15 protein-coding genes are annotated in these 19,977 nt (G+C 44.7%); 9 read left to right on the top strand and 6 right to left on the bottom strand.

Features of this window, described 5'->3' with window-relative positions:
* Window positions 1-363: 363 nt before the first annotated feature.
* On the top strand, window positions 364-1,830 hold the full coding sequence (locus tag VR7878_RS15480; protein WP_077336954.1) for a tetratricopeptide repeat protein: 1,467 nt from the start codon (window positions 364-366) through the stop codon (window positions 1,828-1,830).
* A gap of 1 nt (window position 1,831) precedes the next feature.
* Entirely contained in the window at window positions 1,832-3,415 is a 1,584-nt protein-coding gene (locus tag VR7878_RS15475; protein ID WP_077336953.1) for a GGDEF domain-containing protein, read from the top strand.
* Window positions 3,416-3,494: 79 nt separating this feature from the next.
* Here VR7878_RS15475 and VR7878_RS15470 read toward each other — a convergent pair whose 3' ends face one another.
* On the bottom strand, window positions 3,495-4,676 hold the full coding sequence (locus tag VR7878_RS15470) for an MFS transporter (protein ID WP_077337007.1): 1,182 nt from the start codon (window positions 4,674-4,676) through the stop codon (window positions 3,495-3,497).
* Between the two features lie 566 nt (window positions 4,677-5,242).
* Between VR7878_RS15470 and VR7878_RS15465 the strand changes: the two genes are divergently transcribed.
* On the top strand, window positions 5,243-6,163 hold the full coding sequence (locus tag VR7878_RS15465) for a polyprenyl-phosphate transporter (RefSeq protein ID WP_077336952.1): 921 nt from the start codon (window positions 5,243-5,245) through the stop codon (window positions 6,161-6,163).
* Window positions 6,164-6,540: 377 nt separating this feature from the next.
* Window positions 6,541-7,758: a serine/threonine transporter SstT gene (gene sstT, locus VR7878_RS15460; RefSeq protein WP_077336951.1), complete on the top strand. Its 1,218-nt coding sequence runs from the start codon at window positions 6,541-6,543 to the stop codon at window positions 7,756-7,758.
* Between the two features lie 62 nt (window positions 7,759-7,820).
* Here the strand turns inward: sstT and VR7878_RS15455 are convergent, their stop codons facing one another.
* Window positions 7,821-8,987, bottom strand: a complete 1,167-nt coding sequence (locus VR7878_RS15455) for a tetratricopeptide repeat protein (protein WP_235862899.1) — start codon at window positions 8,985-8,987, stop codon at window positions 7,821-7,823.
* 426 nt (window positions 8,988-9,413) lie between these two features.
* Here VR7878_RS15455 and glgX point away from each other — a divergent pair, with 426 nt between their 5' ends.
* The 3 genes from glgX to VR7878_RS15440 all read left to right on the top strand — a co-directional run bounded on the left by glgX (window position 9,414) and on the right by VR7878_RS15440 (window position 14,318).
* On the top strand, window positions 9,414-11,432 hold the full coding sequence (gene glgX, locus VR7878_RS15450; RefSeq protein WP_077336949.1) for a glycogen debranching protein GlgX: 2,019 nt from the start codon (window positions 9,414-9,416) through the stop codon (window positions 11,430-11,432).
* 139 nt (window positions 11,433-11,571) lie between these two features.
* Entirely contained in the window at window positions 11,572-13,401 is a 1,830-nt protein-coding gene (locus VR7878_RS15445; RefSeq protein WP_077336948.1) for an ABC transporter ATP-binding protein, read from the top strand.
* 212 nt (window positions 13,402-13,613) lie between these two features.
* Complete coding sequence (locus VR7878_RS15440) at window positions 13,614-14,318, top strand: DUF445 domain-containing protein (protein ID WP_077337006.1); 705 nt, start codon at window positions 13,614-13,616, stop codon at window positions 14,316-14,318.
* A gap of 142 nt (window positions 14,319-14,460) precedes the next feature.
* Here VR7878_RS15440 and VR7878_RS15435 read toward each other — a convergent pair whose 3' ends face one another.
* Window positions 14,461-16,347 carry a methyl-accepting chemotaxis protein gene (locus tag VR7878_RS15435; protein ID WP_077337005.1) on the bottom strand — a complete coding sequence of 629 codons (1,887 nt, stop codon included), beginning with the start codon at window positions 16,345-16,347 and terminating at the stop codon, window positions 14,461-14,463.
* A gap of 425 nt (window positions 16,348-16,772) precedes the next feature.
* Here VR7878_RS15435 and fos point away from each other — a divergent pair, with 425 nt between their 5' ends.
* Entirely contained in the window at window positions 16,773-17,171 is a 399-nt protein-coding gene (gene fos, locus VR7878_RS15430) for a fosfomycin resistance glutathione transferase (RefSeq protein ID WP_077336947.1), read from the top strand.
* 29 nt (window positions 17,172-17,200) lie between these two features.
* Window positions 17,201-17,572, top strand: a complete 372-nt coding sequence (locus tag VR7878_RS15425) for a RidA family protein (RefSeq protein WP_038180174.1) — start codon at window positions 17,201-17,203, stop codon at window positions 17,570-17,572.
* Window positions 17,573-17,637: 65 nt separating this feature from the next.
* Here VR7878_RS15425 and VR7878_RS15420 read toward each other — a convergent pair whose 3' ends face one another.
* The 3 genes from VR7878_RS15420 to VR7878_RS15410 all read right to left on the bottom strand — a co-directional run bounded on the left by VR7878_RS15420 (window position 17,638) and on the right by VR7878_RS15410 (window position 19,400).
* Window positions 17,638-18,174, bottom strand: coding sequence for a nucleotidyltransferase family protein (locus VR7878_RS15420; RefSeq protein ID WP_077336946.1), 537 nt, complete (start codon window positions 18,172-18,174; stop codon window positions 17,638-17,640).
* A 45-nt stretch (window positions 18,175-18,219) separates the two neighbouring features.
* Window positions 18,220-18,927, bottom strand: coding sequence for an ion transporter (locus VR7878_RS15415; protein ID WP_077336945.1), 708 nt, complete (start codon window positions 18,925-18,927; stop codon window positions 18,220-18,222).
* 92 nt (window positions 18,928-19,019) lie between these two features.
* Complete coding sequence (locus VR7878_RS15410; protein ID WP_159440481.1) at window positions 19,020-19,400, bottom strand: hypothetical protein; 381 nt, start codon at window positions 19,398-19,400, stop codon at window positions 19,020-19,022.
* Window positions 19,401-19,977 lie beyond the last annotated feature (577 nt).

Genomic DNA, 19,977 nt, shown 5'->3' with positions numbered 1-19,977 from the left:
TATACAAAAAGTATACCTGTATAACCATGATAGCAGATTGTACAAAAACAATTCATGTATAATTTATTTGTGGCCTTTAATTTTGTACTGGTCAAAATATCGATCAGAAATATTTCTCACCTTTTTAAAATCATCTTATGATAATGACTGTATCAAAAAGAAAAAAGGCAATTGAGACGTTCTTATCGGTAATCACCTCTTATTGGCATACTTTATGCTGGTAAATATATGATTTTAACGATCAGATAAGTCTGTAACATGATCCCTGACTGGAGACTATGACCAGAATCGCTCACATTGATAATTTCAACTAAGCTCATCAATGTAACTTGTCGGAGTGACGTAACAAAGGAATAATTAAGTTTGGAAAAAAGCCTTTATCTCCTTGAAATTGAAATAGAGCAACTCAAGCGTCGTTTCGAGTTTGCCCCGACAGACGTTCTGTCTAAAGCAGAACAGTGTCTGATGCGCTCCCGACAAATTCACTTCGCTGAGGGAGCCATTCAATGTCTGATTCTCATGTGCCGGTGTGCTTTAATCCTCGGAAAACATACTCAGGGTATCCGCTATGCCAAAGAAGCATTGAATGCTCAGAATGAGCTTGATAATGACGAATATTTGCCGGAAGTTCTCCACCTCCATGCTTTACATTCGTGGGAAGAAGGGAAATTTTATACCGCCCAGCAACACTGGATTCATGCCTTAGAGCAGGCAACACTTGAAGAAGATATCCATATTCTGATCGAGAGTCTGCTCGGGCTCGGTAATATCTGGCGGAGCACGCACGAATATCACCTCGCTTGCGCGACCCATGAACTGGCCGTCAAAGTAGCCAACAATACCCGTCAGGAGTCACTCGAAGGCCGAGCCAGAATTTTATGGGCTTGGGATTTATATCTGTTAAACCGTTATGTCGATATGTTGACGGTTTTAGATGGTGCGCTTGAAGTTCTGGAGGACAAAGACTTCCTTCAGGAAGTGGCGGAAGTCTGGGATTTTCGGGCGCTTGCATTGCTGGGACTTGAGCGTCTCGAAGATGCTGAAGAAGCGGCTCAATATGCACATGATTTAGCGGTTGCAAATAATCTTTCCTGGGTAAAAACACACTCCTACATCAACCGGGCTCGTCTGGAGATGCTCCGTCAGAATATGACAGAAGCAACCACACTCCTCGATAAAGCCGAGCAGGCCGCCCGGGATTCGGCCAATGGAGAGTTATTAGCACTCGTTTATTTTCAACAGTCTCTGGTTGCTGAACAGCAAGAAGACTATCAACATGCATTAACGACATTTAAGCGCTACCGAAGCTATTCCACATCACAGCTAGACATTCAGAACAAGCGGGAAAGTAAAGACAAAGTCCGTAACTCAAAGAAACAGTTGGAGCAAAGAGCAAGAAAGCTCATCAACCGAATCCGGGGACAATATGAATATGATCCGGAGAAACATCTGACGAATGTCGTTTCGGAGACCTACTGGTGGGAACAGCTGGTTTTATTTAAAACCGCACTGAAGTCTTCAAGCTATTCCGTTATTATTATCTATCATGATACGCCCCGGTATATCGACGCCTGTACCGAGCTGACCCATTCACTCTGTTCAAAACAGGACCTTGTCTCTCGCCTGAGTTCAGACCGATTGGGATTATTACTGGCAGACACCGGTGAAAATGCGCAACAGATTTTCGATATTTTACAGCAGATGATCCAAATTTATCCTTGGGAAAGAAAAGGTCTGACAGGTGACCTCCCGGATGTGTCACTGCACAATATTCTGTCTTTCCCGTTTACATTAGATCAACTCACTGAATTACCACTGAAAGGGTCGTAAAATGCAAGACTTACTCAATAAAGTAAAAGATGCAGGTCTTGATGTCACTGCGGTCAGTGGGAAGAAAGCCATTGCTTTCTGGGAACAAGTCAAAAACAACATTGCTTCAACACCGTGGCAAAAGGCCCAGTGTTATATCATCAGTGCAGAATATCGGGCATCACTCAATCAGTTGCAGCAAAGTATCGAGGAACTCAAAGCCGCCCGGGCATTACTGCAATTCCCGGAGGACGCCGAAAAAATCTTATCGATAGAGATCAGTTTAAGCGAGCGCTTTATCGCTATCGGTGATTATCAAACCGCTTTACAAGCGTTTATTACTATTTCAAATCTTGCTGTTGAGTATGGGTTTATTGACGAATACGCTCAGGCTGTTCTGGGAATGGGCTCACTCTGTCATCGCTACGGCGATCCCGCCAAAGCGCTGCGCTTTTATCAAAAAATCGATAGTATCGATCATGCCCTTTCCAGTCGTGCACTTCGTCTTCGCTATAAAATATCGATGCTCGCTTGCTATATCGATCTTAAAAATTATAAGCAGGCAGAACAACTCATCAAAGAGTGTGAAGAACTCAGTATTCTGGTCAGTGACAAAACACTGGCAGGCCAGATTCTGTTATACAAAGCAAAAATTTGTCTCGCCAAAAATAATGTGTCCGAAGCGTTACACGTCATCGCTTCGGTCCCTTATACCACTCGGCATAACTATCTGATGTCACTGTCGTGTTTAATCAAAATCGAGTTAGCACTTTGCTTCACGCAAATCGGCAAAGCCCATATCGCAGAAATGCTGCTCCTCAGTCAGAACAAGAAAGTCGCTTCATTTACCCATCCGGAATTAAAAAAAGATCTGTATCAGGTTCTCAGTCATATTTATGAGCACCAGCATGAATACCGGCAAGCACTGGACTGCCAGAAACGTGCCTTTCAGGTCGAAATCGATCTGATGAAACGGATTCCGATCGGTGATTTGGGTTCAACGCAGCTCCGTCGGTTATCTCGCTTCGAACTACAGCTAAAGTTGATTTTGTCAGAGATAGAAAACCGGGAACTCAAAGAAACCACGGAAAACCAAAAAAATACCGTTGCCCAGCTACAACAGGATGTTTTTACCGATCCACTGACCAAACTCCATAACCGACGCTGGCTGGATACCAAACTCAAGGATCTCCTGCTGCATGAAACACCTTTCGCCTTTCTTGTCGTGGATATTGACCATTTCAAATCGATTAATGATGAGCTGAGTCACCTTGTCGGAGACAAAGCCATTGTCAATGTCTCCAGACAGTTGAGCGAATATTTCAGTTTCCCGCAGGCGTCCTGTGTGCGCTTTGGTGGCGAAGAGTTTCTGGTTATTCTCGAAGCGATAACCCTAAAAGACGCACAAACCCATGGTGAACACTTCCGGGAAAATATATACCAATTCAACTGGCAAGAAATTCTCGGAGAGCGGGGATTGACCGTCAGTATCGGGATTACGTTACATCGGGAAGGTGAAAACACCCAACGGACTTTCTATCGTGCCGATAAGGCGCTGTACCGCGCAAAAGCAAACGGCCGTAACCAAGTCTGTATCGAAGAATAGCCGAAAGTAAAGCAAATATCGGGGCTGCATATTGCTCCCCTCACTCACTATCGGCCGCAGTTCACCGGCGCCATCTAAATTACCATTGCAATATTTTCACCTCATTGCCCGGGGCAGGGATCCGAGGAATATTCAGAGACAGTAGCAAAGACAAACAAGCCAAACCGGCACCAAGGTAAAACACCATCGCAGGTGAGATCATCCAGATCAAGCCGAAAGAAGCCGGAATAACAACTGCCGCAATATGATTAATGGTGAAAGACACCCCGGCGGTAGATGCCATATCTGCCGGATCCGCTATTTTCTGAAAATAGGTTTTGATCGCCAGCGCCAATGCAAAAAACAGATGATCAATCACATACAGTCCTGCCGCGTAATGGCCATTCTCAACCACAGCATAACCGATAAAAACAAACAGTAACCCCAGATATTCAATCATCAACGCACGTTGCTCACCGATTCTGCCAATAGCCCGGCCGATTCGCTTGGCGAACAGAAAGTTAAACCCGTAATTAATCAGAAAAAGTAACGTGATATCTCCGGCAGAATAACCGAATTTGTCAACCATCAGAAAACCGGCAAATACCGTAAAAATCTGACGCCGAGCGCCACTCAGGAAGGTCAAAACGTAGTACAACCAATATCGTTTTCTCAGCAGTAACTTTTTATTTTGAATGGTATGAGCCTGATATTGAGGAAAAGCCACCCAGACAAACAGTGCCAGTAAAAAAGCCATGCCGCCACTGACGAGGTAAACCCACAGATAAGGCCACGACAGTACCTCTAACATGAACCAGAGCGCACCATAAGTCAGTAACGATGCAAACGCACCCACAGAGATCATTCGCCCCAACATTTCCGGAGTCTCTTCTTTATTGATCCACTGTAATGCCAGCGATTGCTTGAGTGTTTCCATATAATGAAACCCCGCCGACATCAGTAACGTTGTCCAAAGCAAACCTGAAAATGAGGGGAAAAAACCAGTTATCGCGGTACCAACCGTCAACATAAATAAAGCGACCACGAGAAATCGCTGCTCTTTGATAAACGGCAGAATAAATACCACCGTAAAAGCAAGTAAGCCGGGAATTTCACGGACACTTTGTAAAATGCCCATATCAGCACCGTTAAACTGTGCTTTTTCAATTGCAAAATTGTTCAACAGTGCCATCCAACTTGAGAAAGCAATCGGCACAATCACCGACACAATCAATAAAAAGTTAGTCGGTGTCTGCCAGCGGTGCGTTTGCCGATTTAACATCATGGTCACTTCTATTTTATATTTAAAAAAAGAGCCTCATCATACGCTGTCCGAATAAAAATGAGAATGTATACCAACTGACATAAATGTATACCAACTGTCATATCAGCGATAACGTCAGCTCTATCTAATGCAGTAAATCAAATAAATATCGTCAATTAAAATACTGATGGGCAAATGGCGCGATTGGCCAACACTCAGCGACTGAAAAATAGCTGATTCATACGCAAAAAAAAGCCAAGTGCAATCCGCACTTGGCACAATCAATGTGAACAACAGGGTTCACTAACAACGTCAGTTGGCTAGGTGACCCTCGGCTTAAGGGTCAATGTTAATATCGCACATCCCATGCCAACTTTAAATAATCAGTAAATACAGTGAATTAGATAGCATGGCCTATGATTGAATGCATTTATACGAATAAACAGGTTGCACTTTGCAAAGAAACAACTTCATTTTGCAAAAAGCAAACAAAACTCCGACACCGATCTTGCAAAGTCTATAGGGATCTCGACCATAATTCGATATACTGCGTACCCAATGACTCTTTATCTCTGATTGACTCAATGAATTATTTCATCACTTTCTTAAAAGGCCTCGCTATGGGAGCCGCTGATGTGGTGCCGGGCGTTTCCGGTGGCACAATTGCTTTTATTACCGGTATCTATGACACACTGCTGGAAAGTATTCGTCGGATTAATCCCAGACTTATCTCTTACCTGCGCCAGCATGGTGTCGCTGCAACATTGGGTCATATCAATGCGTTATTCTTACTGAGCCTCTTTGGTGGTATTTTTGTCAGTATTCTCACGCTGGCCAAACTGATCTCGTGGTTACTGGACACGCATCCCATCCCGATTTGGTCTTTCTTTTTCGGCCTGGTTCTGGTTTCCGTCTACCACATTTTCAGACAAATTGAACAGAAACGTCTGTTGAATCTTGTTGCGTGGGCACTCGGTTTAGTGCTCGCCTATACCATTACAGTCTTACAACCACTGAGCTTAGAACCTTCACTCCTGAATGTTTTTATTGCTGGATGTGTCGCTATCTGTGCCATGATTCTACCGGGAATTTCAGGGAGCTTTATTCTACTGTTACTCGGCATGTATGCTCCGATTCTCGGTGCGGTAAAAGCCATGCAAATCGACCTTCTGATGGTATTTTTGGTCGGGTGTGTAGCAGGGTTACTCAGTTTCTCTCACCTGCTGTCTTGGTTACTAAACAATTATCGAGACATAACGCTGTCAGCCCTGACGGGGCTCATGGTCGGTACATTACCGAAAATCTGGCCATGGAAAGAGACTCTGACTTGGCGCACCAACTCTCACGGAGAACAAGTGCCGCTGGTACAGCACAATCTGTCACCGATGGCGTATGAGCAACTCACCTCTCAATCAGCACAACTGTTTTTGGCGATTGTGATGATGTGTAGCGCGATAGTCTTGGTTCTGGCGCTCGAAAAGTTTGCCAGCCCCTCAAAAAAATAATCCATCGTAGGCTAACAACGACTGGGGAAGTCGCCCTTCCCCATTGTCATACTCAATGACACACCCATCCAAAAAGTTAACACACCATAGAATTCTTGGTTACAAAAGAGCAACAAACACAACAAAAAAATACATTAATTTGCTCAAGTAACAATTTTCCTACCTGAAATTTAATTAATCCTAGACACATCATTTTGTCACTATAATATGACTTTTTCTGGACATTGTTCTCATGAACCACACCACGGTTTTTGTCTCACTGTCGTTCAGAAATATTATAATTCGAATCCGGATGTGATCTGATACAGAAATAAGCCGTCCTCCGGCAACAATCAACCACGATCAACATCCCCCATCACTAAATCGCAGGAATTAGTATGCAAAGCAACAACATCTTCGCTCGTTTTGCCCGGGGCAACTTAGTGCTGCAAATTATTGCAGGCATTGTTCTCGGCGCACTTCTGGCTACATTCGCTCCCGAAGCGGCCAATAAAGCCGGTTTGCTGGGCAGCTTTTTTGTCAGTGCACTGAAAGCCGTCGCACCTGTTCTCGTTTTCGTTTTAGTTGCGGCTTCAATTGCCAATCAGAAAAGAAATCAACATACCTTTATGCGCCCTATCGTGGGACTGTATTTACTAGGAACATTTACCGCAGCACTCACCGCAGTGGTTCTAAGCTTTCTGTTTCCAACCACATTGACACTGGTTGCCGGAGCGGATGGCGCAACACCACCGCAAGGCATTACTGAAGTGCTTCATACCCTTTTGTTTAAGATCGTCGATAATCCAATCAATGCCATTATTCAAGCCAACTATATCGGTATTCTGGCCTGGGCGATTGGTTTAGGGTTAGCCTTACACCACGCCAGTGCATCAACCAAAGCCATACTCGAAGATCTCAGCCACGGTGTATCAATGATTGTCCGTTTTGTCATTCGCCTCGCCCCATTCGGTATCTTTGGTCTGGTAGCTTCAACATTTGCCACAACCGGATTCTCGGCACTTGCAGGCTATACTCATCTGCTTGCCGTCTTGTTGGCGTCCATGCTGATTATTGCCCTGCTGGTCAATCCGCTGATTGTTTATGTCAAAACGCGACGCAACCCTTACCCACTGGTTCTGCAATGTTTGCGTGAAAGCGGTGTGACCGCATTCTTCACCCGTTCTAGTGCGGCCAATATTCCCGTTAACCTGAACCTGTGTGATAAGCTGGGACTAGATGAAGATACTTACTCCGTGTCGATTCCTCTCGGAGCAACAATTAACATGGCAGGTGCCGCCATTACCATCACGGTTCTGACACTGGCTGCAGTCAATACAATGGGAATTGAAGTTGATATGATGAGCGCGCTGCTGCTCAGTTTTATCGCGGCCATCTCGGCATGTGGCGCTTCGGGCGTTGCCGGAGGCTCACTGCTCCTTATCCCGCTGGCGTGTGGCCTTTTTGGCATCACCAATGATGTGGCAATGCAGGTCGTTGCGGTCGGATTTATTATCGGGGTCATTCAGGATTCGGCAGAAACTGCGCTAAATAGTTCAACAGATGTTGTGTTCACCGCAGCAGTCTGTCAGGCGGAACATCAGAAGACAGTCTGATGCTTTCGTTTCGCTATCCTGCCCCAGCTGTGGCAGGATAGCGACTTTCGATAAGATGAATATCAATGCATATTCTTATCGGTAAAATCCAGTTTGAGATTCTTTTCCTCACCACCGCTACTTTTTTCAGGATCCGCTTGAGTTTCTGTCTTCCCCTCATGCCCTTCGGGTAACAACTCCTCCATTCCTGCAATTAACTCATCGCTATCATCAGTTGACGGAAAATCATCATCCGGATATTCACGTTGGGGAATCGGCACATTGCGTTTATATAATTTATTAAACGCCCGGATAATCAGATGCTTGCCGATCGTCCCTGCCTGAATTTTTTTCAACAGTGGTTTGGCAAAACTTTGCAACAGCACAATTGAGTCAACCCCAAGTCGGCTGCCGACATCGTCACGCATCGCTTTTGCCGGCTCATAACCACTATGCGCTGATAAAAATAGCCAAATATAGGCTACCGAATTACCGTACGCACCATGATCCATCCACGCTTTCCCTGCATGATACATCGCCTCAGCATTGCCTCTTTCCCCGGCACACTCCAGCCAATAACAACCTTTGCGATGATCCCGGCTCACGCCATTGCCTTTGAGATAACTCAAACCTAATTTCATCATCCCTTCGGAGCTATCGAGTCTGGCTGCCTTCGCATACCAAAAACAAGCATCTTCAGGCTTAGGAACCGGGTTATCCCGGGAAACATACCAGTCTCCCAATATAAGTTGTGCCGGAATGAAGTTCGACATCGCTACCTTTTCGAGAATCCGCACCCCTTTTTCAATATCAACCGAAATACCCAGCCCGGCGCAATAGGCTTTCGCAGTTTCGCAAAGTGAATGTAAATCCCCTTCCATACCACGAATATACATTTGCCAGAATTTAGCTTTTTCCTCGAGAACCGTATCCTTGCGGGAACGCTGACAAATCCGCACAACACCATACATTCCGGTAATATTTTCAAGATTCGCAGCCTTTTCATACCAAAATAATGCTTCCCGCAGATCACGTTTCTCCGCTTCTTTCGCCAAATAGAGAATGGTCGGAATATGGCCTTCCTCGGCTTTTCTCTGACGCTCTTTTCGATCTTCTGCCACGGCTTGTTCTCTCGCACGGCGATCCGAACTTTCCCGGGCTTGACGTTCGGCTTCCAGCCGCTTTTGTTTTACCGAGAGGATCATCATCCAAGACACCAATAAAATCAGTGACAGGCCTACTAGTCCCATTAAAAATCCGATAATATTCATTCATGCCTATTTCTGGTTGGTTGCAAAGCAAAGCATTCAGACTCTGATGCCAGACAATTCCCATATTAAAAAAGAATATCAGCAACAGATGTAATGACGCGAGTCATTTTCCTCACAAAGTGATATCTACCTAAAATAAGGATGAGAATCGATACTGAAGATGTATCACTTCTAATGAACTCTCATTGATTTCCCCAGCAAAAATACAAATCCTGTGGTATATAAAATATATAGCGTGCGTCACCTTCGTTTGCGTTCATCTTTTGACGCTCGCGTGATCTGTGTACATTTTGTGGCGAACACTTGACCAATGCACAACAAAGTTTTTTACTAGAATTGTTTTTAGCAGAAACCACAGTTTTTAGCAGAAACAACACGAGTAAAGATAACCGGGTGGAAAACTAAATGCATAAAGTGAACGATACGGTCCAATCTCAACCTTATCCTTTAGGCGCCACACTGGATGCCGACGGATGCAATTTTTCTATCTATGCACCGGGTAACCCATCCATTCGTCTCGCACTATTCGATGAACAGGGACACTACGATACCTATACACTCGACAATGAATATGCCGGCATCCGGTTTACTTATATTCCTGCGATTCGTGCGGGTCAAAAGTACGGATATCTCATCAAGCAGCCAGACCAAAAAAAGTGGCAATATATTTCTGACCCTTATGCGAAATCGCTTGACGGGCCACTCACCTATGAGCCGCCCTTTACGATTCAATCGAGCTTTCAACTTCCCAAATGTGTGGTGGTCGATGACACCTTTGACTGGCAGGGGGCATCCCGCCCCAATATTCCACGCGAAGAGACCGTTTTATTCGAAACCCATGTGAAGGGATTGACCCAACAACATCCGGATATCCCGTCAAAACTGCGCGGAAAATATCTCGGGCTGATTCATTCAGAAATGATGGCGTTTTATAAAAAGCAGCATATTAAAACGCTACAGCTCCTCCCTATCGCAGCGTGTATGCACGAGCCCCATCTGCTAGAGATGCAACTGGTCAATTATTGGGGATACAATCCGTATCTGTTTATGGTCCCCGATCCGCGCTACGCTATTGATGATCCGGTGACTGAGCTGAAAACGGTGATTCGCACCCTGCATCAGGCCGGTATCGAAGTCATTCTGGATGTTGTATACAACCATACTGCCGAAGGCGGTGCTGACGGGCCGCTCTTCAATCTGAGAGGGTTGGATCCCAAATACTACATCACTCATGAGGATGCTTACGCCAATTTCACCGGTTGTGGCAACACGGTTGATCTGGCATATCAGCCATCCCTTAATCTGGTTATGGATACGCTTCGTTACTGGGTCAGTGAATATCACATTGATGGCTTCCGTTTCGATCTCGCCGCAACCCTAGGCAGATCAGGTGAGACATACAGTCCCGATGCACCGTTTTTTAAAGCCGTTGCGCAAGACCCGGTGCTCAAACAAACCAAACTGATCGCAGAACCCTGGGATATTGGCCCGAACGGTTATCAGGTCGGCAATTTCCCGTTTGGCTGGAACGAAACCAACGACAAGCTCAGAGATATCAGCCGCAGCTTCTGGCGCGGTGATCAAGGATACCTCAAGGAATTCGCCACCCGAATCATGGGATCCCGTGATTTATACAGTGCTGCCAACTGGCCGTTCAAATTGACCGTCAACTACATTACTTATCACGATGGTTTTACGCTTCAAGACTTGGTGTCGTATAAACACAAGCATAATGAAGCCAACGGCGAGCAAAACCGTGACGGGCACGGGGATAACCGCTCTGAAAACTATGGTGTCGAAGGGCCGACCCAAGATGCAGAGATCAATAAAGTCCGGATGCAGCAGAAACGCAACTTCATGGTCACAGTTCTGTTCTCATTTGGCATTCCCCACCTGCTGACTGCCGATTTACTCTCTCATTCGCAACAAGGTAACAACAACGCTTACTGTCAGGATAACGAGATCAGTTGGCTCAAATGGCAGTCAGGAAAAAATGAGCAACAGTTTCAGGAATGGCTGGGCAAACTTGTTACCGCCCGGGAAAAGTATATGGTGCCGTTTATTCAGGCGTTCAGTGGCGAATCACGCAACTCCAATCGTGTTTTCTGGCGTAATGTGGATGGTTCGCTGATGACGCAGGATGACTGGAACCAACGCAATAGTGTTTCATTGCATATGGGCATCGGCGATACCGGTGATGAAATCCTTTATCTGATCAATCGGACCAAGGCTCCGGCTCGTTTTTCTCTGCCCGAAAGTCAGCAAGAGTGGCAGGTTTTATGTGATACCGCATCCTTTGAAATCCTGTCGACCACGGTCAGGAATGAACGGTTACAACCCCCTATGTCTTTTGCGATTCTCTATTGTGCATCCAAGGACTGTTCATCCCAAGATAGTCCCTCTCGGAAAACATCAGCCTCGTAGCAGACTGTGAAAGCCTCCCAAGATGATTATAATGGAGGCTTATCGTTTTCTCACACGCTTGCAGGGTGACAGTCTGCTCAGAGAATAATGCTATTTCCCCATAATTTACCGAGTGATTTACCCAAACCAAAGGACCTTTATGTTTAAGCGATTTGAGGGGTTTACGCAGGCTTTCCCCTCTGAAGAACCACAACAACCGCCAGCCACTTTATGGGCGTTTTGTCGTCATTACACCCAAGGATTTATCAAACCATTAATCATTATCGCTATATTGAGTACGGCGATTGCCATTATTGAAGTGGCTCTATTCGGATTTATGGGCCGTTTGGTAGACTGGCTTTCAGCCAGCCAGCCGGAGACATTCCTTGCCGATAATCAGTCACTTTTAATCGGCCTGACCGTGTTGATCCTGATCGGCATGCCACTGATTGTTGCGATTCATTCACTGTTAATCCACCAGACGATGCTCGGCAACTATCCGATGTCCATTCGCTGGCTGGCACACCGTTACCTGTTAAAACAAAGCCTCGCTTTTTATCAGGATGAATTTGCCGGCCGGATCGCAACCAAAGTAATGCAGACTTCACTGGCCATTCGCGAAACCGTGATGAAAATGGTCGATGTATTCATTTACGTCAGTGTTTATCTCACCGCGATTCTGGTGCTGCTTGGTGATTCTGACTGGCGACTGATGCTCCCCATGTTACTCTGGCTCATCAGTTACATCGGCATTCAGTTTTTCTACGTCCCGAAACTCAAACATGTTTCATCGCTTCAGGCCGATGCCCGCTCAACCATGACAGGACGCTTTGTTGACAGCTACACCAACATTCAGACGGTCAAGCTCTTTTCCCATAATCGCCGGGAGACCAGCTACGTCCAAGAAAGTATGGAAGGGTTTCTTGGCACCGTGTACCGCCAGATGCGTCTGGTGACCGGCTTTAATCTCTCAGTTGAAGTCGCCAATTACCTGCTGCTATTCGCCATTTCTGCCATTTCAATTTATCTGTGGGCACAACAAGCCATTACCGTCGGTGCAATCGCAGTGGCGATTTCTCTGGCACTGCGTATCAACGGCATGTCCAAATGGATCATGTGGGAAATCGGCGGATTGTTTGAGAATATGGGTACCGTCGTGGACGGAATGAACTCGCTCTCCCGCTCAATTTCGGTTCAAGACAAACCGGATGCCAAGCCGTTCCGGATCACCCAAGGTGCGATCGAATTTGATCACGTCCATTTCCGCTACGGCACCGATATCAATGTGATTAATGACTTAAACTTATATATCCGTCCCGGAGAAAAAGTTGGCATTGTCGGACGTTCCGGCGCCGGTAAATCGACCCTGGTCAACTTACTGCTGCGTTTTCATGATGTCGAAAACGGTCAAATCCGCATTGATGGTCAGGCCATCGATGAAATGACCCAAGATTCACTCCGTAGTGTCATTGGCATGGTCACACAAGATACATCCCTGCTGCATCGCTCCATCCGTGAAAATATTCTCTACGGTAACCCACAAGCCACTGAAGAAGAGATGATCCGCGCAGCAAAGCAGGCGCACGCCCATGAGTTTATTGAAACGCTCTCTGATCCACATGGTAATCAAGGCTATGATGCGCAAGTCGGAGAACGGGGAATCAAACTGTCTGGCGGGCAACGCCAGCGCATTGCCATTACCCGGGTCTTGCTGAAAAACGCTCCGATCCTGATTCTCGATGAAGCAACTTCAGCACTCGACTCAGAAGTGGAAGCCGCCATTCAGGAAAGTCTCTACGAGCTGATGGAAGGCAAAACCGTGATTGCAATTGCGCACCGTCTCTCAACCATCGCTGCGATGGATCGCCTGATCGTGCTCGATCAGGGCAAAGTCGTCGAAGAAGGAACACATCAAGCGCTACTCGCCAAACATGGTATCTATGCGCACCTGTGGGAACATCAGACCGGTGGATTTATCGGTTGTAAATAAAATCAAGCACATGGGTCACCACGGTGGCTCATGTTGGCCTTCCCACGCGCTTGTCCCTGTCAAGAAAGTACCTTGTCAAAAAAGCTCCTTATCAACGAAGCACCTTGATTCATTGTTTCTTTCTCCGGATGCAAGGCTTTTCTTCTAAAACTGACCGTTTTCTTCTAAAATCCGCCTGTTTTGAGATATTCAGGAGATGAGACACCAAGATGATCAACAAAAGCCTTTATACGAACCTGATTGCGATTCTCTGCATGATTGCAGGCTATCAGCTGCATGAAGATATTTTATTCACTGCGGGACTATTTGCCTTTTCTGGTGCGATCACCAACTGGCTCGCCATTCACATGCTCTTCGAGAAAGTCCCGGGATTATACGGCTCAGGTGTTATTCCCAAACGGTTTGATGCATTTCGCTCCGCAATCAAATCGCTGATGATGGAACAATTTTTTACCGACACCAATATTGATAAATTCCTCGATCAAGAACTGAATCAAACCAGTCAATTCAGTTTGGAACCCGTGATCGCGCAGGTTGATTTTAATCCGACATTTGATGCACTGGTTGAAACCATTGCTCAGTCATCGTTCGGGGGAATGCTGTCCATGTTTGGCGGCACCGACGCACTGCAACCGCTCAAACAGCCTTTTGTCGAAAAAATGCAGCAGGCTATGGTTGAAATCAGCCACAGTGACTCCGTACAAAACGCCCTGAAAGAACAGTTAGAATCTGAGACGATGAAAGCCGATATCCGCCAAAACATTGAGCAGATCATCGATCAGCGACTCAGTGAATTAACCCCGCAACTGGTCAAAGAGATGGTACAAAAAATGATTAAAGAACATCTGGGCTGGCTGGTGATTTGGGGTGGTGTATTCGGTGGGCTTATCGGTGTGATTAGCGCCCTCTTATCATAAGCGCTATTGTCACACTCGATGATCATGCCACACTCGATGATTATCACACTCGCTCATTGCCATTACAGGCTGTTTTGACAGCGACTACATAAAAAAACCACATGGACATCCATGTGGTTTTTTTATGGCATCAGGCAACGAGTTAATCCAGTTTAAACGTCGCCACTTTGGCATTCAGGGCAATCGCCTGCTCTTTCATTTCATTGGTCTGACGCAAGCCGGATTCAGCACCACTTGCCAGCCCCTCAGTTACATCTTTAATCGCCGTAATATTTTGAGTAATTTCACCGGTGACATGAGTCTGCTCTTCTGCTGCGGTGGCAATCTGGGTTGCCATATCACTAATCAGCCCGACAGAAGTCAAAATTTCCTCTAAAGCCTGACTGGCATGATCGGCATCCTGAACCGAGCTTTCGGCCAGTTTGGCACTATTTTCCATAAAACCGACTGCCCTTTTGGTCATTTCCTGCAGCGTTTGAATGGTCGATTTGATCTCTTCAGTTGAAGTGTGTGTCCGCTGAGACAGCATCCGAACTTCATCTGCTACCACCGCAAATCCACGCCCCTGTTCTCCGGCTCGTGCGGCCTCGATTGCAGCATTCAAGGCTAACAGGTTGGTCTGCTCTGCAATGCCCTGAATTGTACTCAGCACGGTTGATATTTCCGCAGAGTGCCGATCAAGTTCTGAAATCACTGAGCTGGCTTGGGTGACTTCACTCGCCAGATGATTGATCGATTTTCTGGTATTCATCACCAACTGATGCCCGTGCTGCGTACTCTCAGAAGAATGCTGTGCCGAATGGGCCGTCTGTTCTGCATGAGAGGCGATTTCCTGTGTCGCGGAAGCCATCTCGGTCACTGCGGTTGCAACCATTGTGATTTCCTGCTGCTGCACCGAGAGCTCCTCAGCGGTCTGATTAACCCGTTCGGTACTCTTTTGTGACATATCGGTCAGCACATCGGATTGTTGACGAATATGACCAATCAACTGTTGCAGACTATCCACAAAGGTATTAAATCCGTGCGCCAGCTTTCCGACTTCATCGTGACTACGAATCTCGATACGCTGTGTCAGGTCCCCATTTCCTCCGGCGATTTGTTCCAAGGCATCAGAGACATGCTTTAACGGACGGAACAAAATATTACAAATCCAGTTGAACAGCGCAATCCCGATCAAGACCAGTAACCCCGTCACCGCAAGCTGACTATACAAAGTATGATAAAGCGGCTTGAGTAAAGAATGCTGATCAACCACCGCCACTGTGATCAAATCACTGCCTTGAATCGCCCGGGCGTAGACCACATATTTTTTCCCCTGAATGTCTATCACTTCATCTTGACCGGAGCGGACAATATTCTGAATATCTGCAAAAGAAATCCCCAGTTTTTCAATCGGTTGATTCAGTAAAGAAACATCCTGATGAGTGAAAACATGCCCCGTTTTATTGGTGATAAACATATAGCCATCACCCGGCAGAATCACCTGCTTCAGACTGTTGAGAATATCATTCAGTTCAATATCGATACCCAGTACCAGCTCCGAACCAAACAGATTGACGACTTTCCCCATCGACACAACATTTTTCCCGGTTGCCGCAGCGACGGTCGGATTATCCATAAACACTTTATCCGGATTTTTCTTCGCATTGATGTACCATCCCCATTTTCTGGGATCATTATTACCCGGAGGCAACACCACCCCATTGGCATTTTTCTGACTACCATCAGGATAAGCAAGGAAGACATTCTCAAAACCGGCAGCACGTTTCATTTGCTTCAAATGAGCTACCACCGCCCCTTCCTGAATTTCTTCAGATAAGGAAGTCAAAGCCAGTTCTTTTGACTTCAGCCAGTCAGTTACATATTGATTATAAGAGGCACTGGTACTCAGCAATCGCTGTTCGACAGAAACGGATAATCGATCCAAAGAGGCATTAAAAGAGATGATCTCCACCAATATGCAGCCAACAATAATGGCAATACTGGCAGATATTGCTAATTTATTTTTTAGTGATAGATTTTTAAACATAGATACACCTTGTTTGACTGGGGGATAGAACATATTTCCCAATGAAGATACTTTCAATAACGACATATCTTCAATGACAAAGTATCCTGACTTTATCTGCCTATTTTCGACATATAACAATGATGATCGTCATACTTTGATGAATCACAAAGGCACTCAAAACAAAAGTAAACAAAACATACGCATACAATATAAAATGTAGACTATTGATGTTTTTTTTCTATGCTTTAACAGCCAAAATGAAGCCAAGGTAACACTTGTTGGACATTCTTTTTCTTATTGTTAACTCACTTCTTTGTTAAGATCCTTGCCTATCATTTCTAATCGGTTTTGTTCTACCATTTCACTGGAGCAAGTGATTTACCGTTTGGAAAATACAACCGATCCATTCCGGGACACTCACATCATGTTCAGTGGAGTAAATCATGATTTCAGGACTAAATCATATAACCATTGCAGTCAGTAACCTGGAGCGTTCGCTAAAATTTTACCGAGATATTTTAGGGTTCACCGCTCATGTCAAATGGCAAAATGGCGCATATCTATCTGTGGGTGAGTTATGGTTTTGTCTGTCATACGACGAACCTTGCCCAAAAAACGATTACACCCATATAGCCTTTGATATTCCATCAGATGAATTTGAAGCTTACTCTTCACATATCATGTCGCTAGGCGTGAAAATATGGAAAGAAAACCAAAGTGAAGGACAGTCACTTTATATTTTGGATCCCGATGGGCACAAATTGGAGTTACATGTCGGCTCACTCAAAAGCAGACTCGAAACACTGAGAGCGAAGCCATATCGTGGACTCATCTGGCTCTAAACATATAAATGATGTTTGAAGAGGAAAAAATGGTCGAAAGAATTCATTATGAAGGATTACCGCAAATTGCCGGTCCTTACGTTCACGCAACCAAACATAATCAAACCCTGTATATTTCAGGCTTGACTGCGTATGGCACAAAGGCGCAATCATCGGATCTGCCTCAACAAAGTCAGGCGATCTTGAATCAAATCGCAACAATTTTGAATTGTGAGCAGCGCTTAAAAAGTGATCTGGTCAAACTGACAATCTTTGTCCGTGATATAAGCCAGTTAGCGACCATTCGGGAACAGTTGTTTGAATTCTATGAAGGACACCTCCCGGCTTGCTCTCTGGTTGAGGTGTCACAATTCATTCACCCTGATCTGCAAATCGAGATAGAAGCGATTGTAGCGCTATAGGAATCGATGTGAGGGGTATGTAACATGGCATGCCAAACGTTATAGGCATCCATGGAGATTTCTTATTATGGCGCAATTTTCAAACAAGGCCATCGAACTAACCAGCCTTTTGAATGAACACGAGTTTCAAAGATTGTTCGTGACCTTTTAGGGTTATGCGTGATACATCCTCTCACTAGAGATCCAATCCCAAACACAGCAACAAGTTCATATTGGTTGAGACCGGTTTGACGAACTGCGACTGCCGTTTCTTTTTCCGGCCAATAACGCATCGCATCCACTGAACTTTGGTAAGGTTGGTCACCATTACGCTCGTGCATCGTCGCCTGATTACGCACTTGCCAGTTAAGCTGAGGCATACAACCTTTTAGCTGTGCTTCGTATTTCAAATAGGCGTAAGGATCAGACTCATCAGGATCAAAGTAGATCACATCCACATCATTTAAGGGCGTTGCTGATTTGAAATGATGTAGTGAGTCCCAAACTAAATTCCGGACGAAACCCGCTGCGATATAACATTGAGGTAGCCCCAACTCAAACACATATTCGAGTGCCGCGACTCTTATCGGATCCCGTTTGATTAATGCTACGATCTTGTTCATGGTCGTCCTGTATGATAACGGTATGGTCACATGCTCAGTTCTGTTTTAATCATCCACTAATTCTCTCGCCTTAGACAATGCAGAAGCAACGATACCCGCAGGGATAGACACAACACCTAATCCGATTATAAGTATGAAAAAAGTGAATATTTTCCCACCGACAGTAATCGGATAAATATCACCATAGCCAACTGTAGTAAGTGTTGCAACAGCCCACCACAAACTGTGAAAAACTGAACAAAACGCTGCTGGTTGTGCCGGATTTTCAAAGTAGTAAATCCCAACACCAGCTAAATATAAGATAATCAACGAAGCCATGAGAAAAAGCGTCAATTCTTCTTTTGCAATGATAAATGCCCTATGAATACGTCGCATCGCTGCATTATATCTAGCTAGTTTCAAAATCCTGATTAAGCGCAACAACCTAAAGCTACGGATTGATCTTAAATCTAACCCGGCACCAATATAAAATGGCAAGATTGCTAATAAATCGATCACCCCAAAAAATGAAAACACAAAACTAAATTTATTCTCTGCATAATAAAGGCGCAATAAATATTCGACAGTAAATATACCAACAGTTATAACTTCAAATAAATTCAAGTATTTTCTAAACTCATCACTTATGTCTGGTAATGTTTCCAGAGAAAAGCTAATCAACGACAAAAAAATCAACATCTGAATAAATAGATCAAAGCATCGTTTTAACTGTATGTTTCGATCTTGAATTATTTTTTTCGCAATAGAAATCATTTTAGTTCTTCTGAAAATAAGTATTTGTATTTACGCCTGATTTGGAATACAGCGGAAAACCAGTCCGACAACGTGTGCTTGTTATGTTGAAACTACATTGCTATCCAAGAATCAGAACCTTCTGCATATAACTTGACACTATTTCCAACACACTTGAATTTATATGCTTTACCAAAGTCATTCAAATATGTCATCGATATATTCCCTTTATCCATACCAATATATCCAAGTCGTTCCTTCTTATAATGTGTAGCTGTACTAATACTTTCTCTGCATTGCTCAATAGCGCTTTGTGAAGGTTGTTCTTTTATAGAAACATCCACTTTAACTGTAACATCGCTATTTCTAATTTGATCTTGTGTTTTATCTCCAAAGACAACGTACAAGATGAGAACAGTTAGAACTATAGCAAACCAAATTTTATTCTTGCTCGTAACGATATTATTCTTCCAAGGGTCTTTTTCTTTCATCATAACTCCCATTCAACATAACATCTAATTCAATGCTCTATAAACACCATCATCACAAAAAATAAATAGCTTCAAACCAAGAATAGCAGACGTTATATGCATCCATTGCTATTTCTTATTATGCTTTTGCCTTGTCTATCGAGTAAATCTACAGACCGTATTCTGTTTAACTCTATTGAATGATGAGTTGCTTCATCGTTCAATTGCCCTGAAAAATCTTTCACCCCACTCAAATCCCCCCCCCAACCAAGAAAACCATTCAAGGATGAATGGTTAGGCTTTTCCGGGCAGGACGCCCGTAAAAGCCGGTTCTGGACAACGTGCGACTCAATCAAACAAAAAAGATTTTCTGATGGGATGGTCACTCCATCACTCGGCATCGTGATGTGCCATGATTGAAGTGATATCAACAATCGAAATCAGGAGTGACCACCATGAAATGTAGCGTAATCAGTATCGACTTGGCAAAAAACGTTTTCCAAATCTGTGCATTAGATGACAAACGTCTGGTTCTTTTGAACAAAAAAGTTAGACGAAACGACTTGCTCGATCAACTCAGACAATTTGAACCCACTCTTGT

It is taken from the genome of Vibrio ruber DSM 16370 (assembly GCF_900163965.1).
Lineage (GTDB): Bacteria > Pseudomonadota > Gammaproteobacteria > Enterobacterales > Vibrionaceae > Vibrio > Vibrio ruber.
The sequence above is the reverse complement of the archived record's forward strand: the minus strand, read 5'-3'. Positions and strand labels throughout refer to the sequence as shown.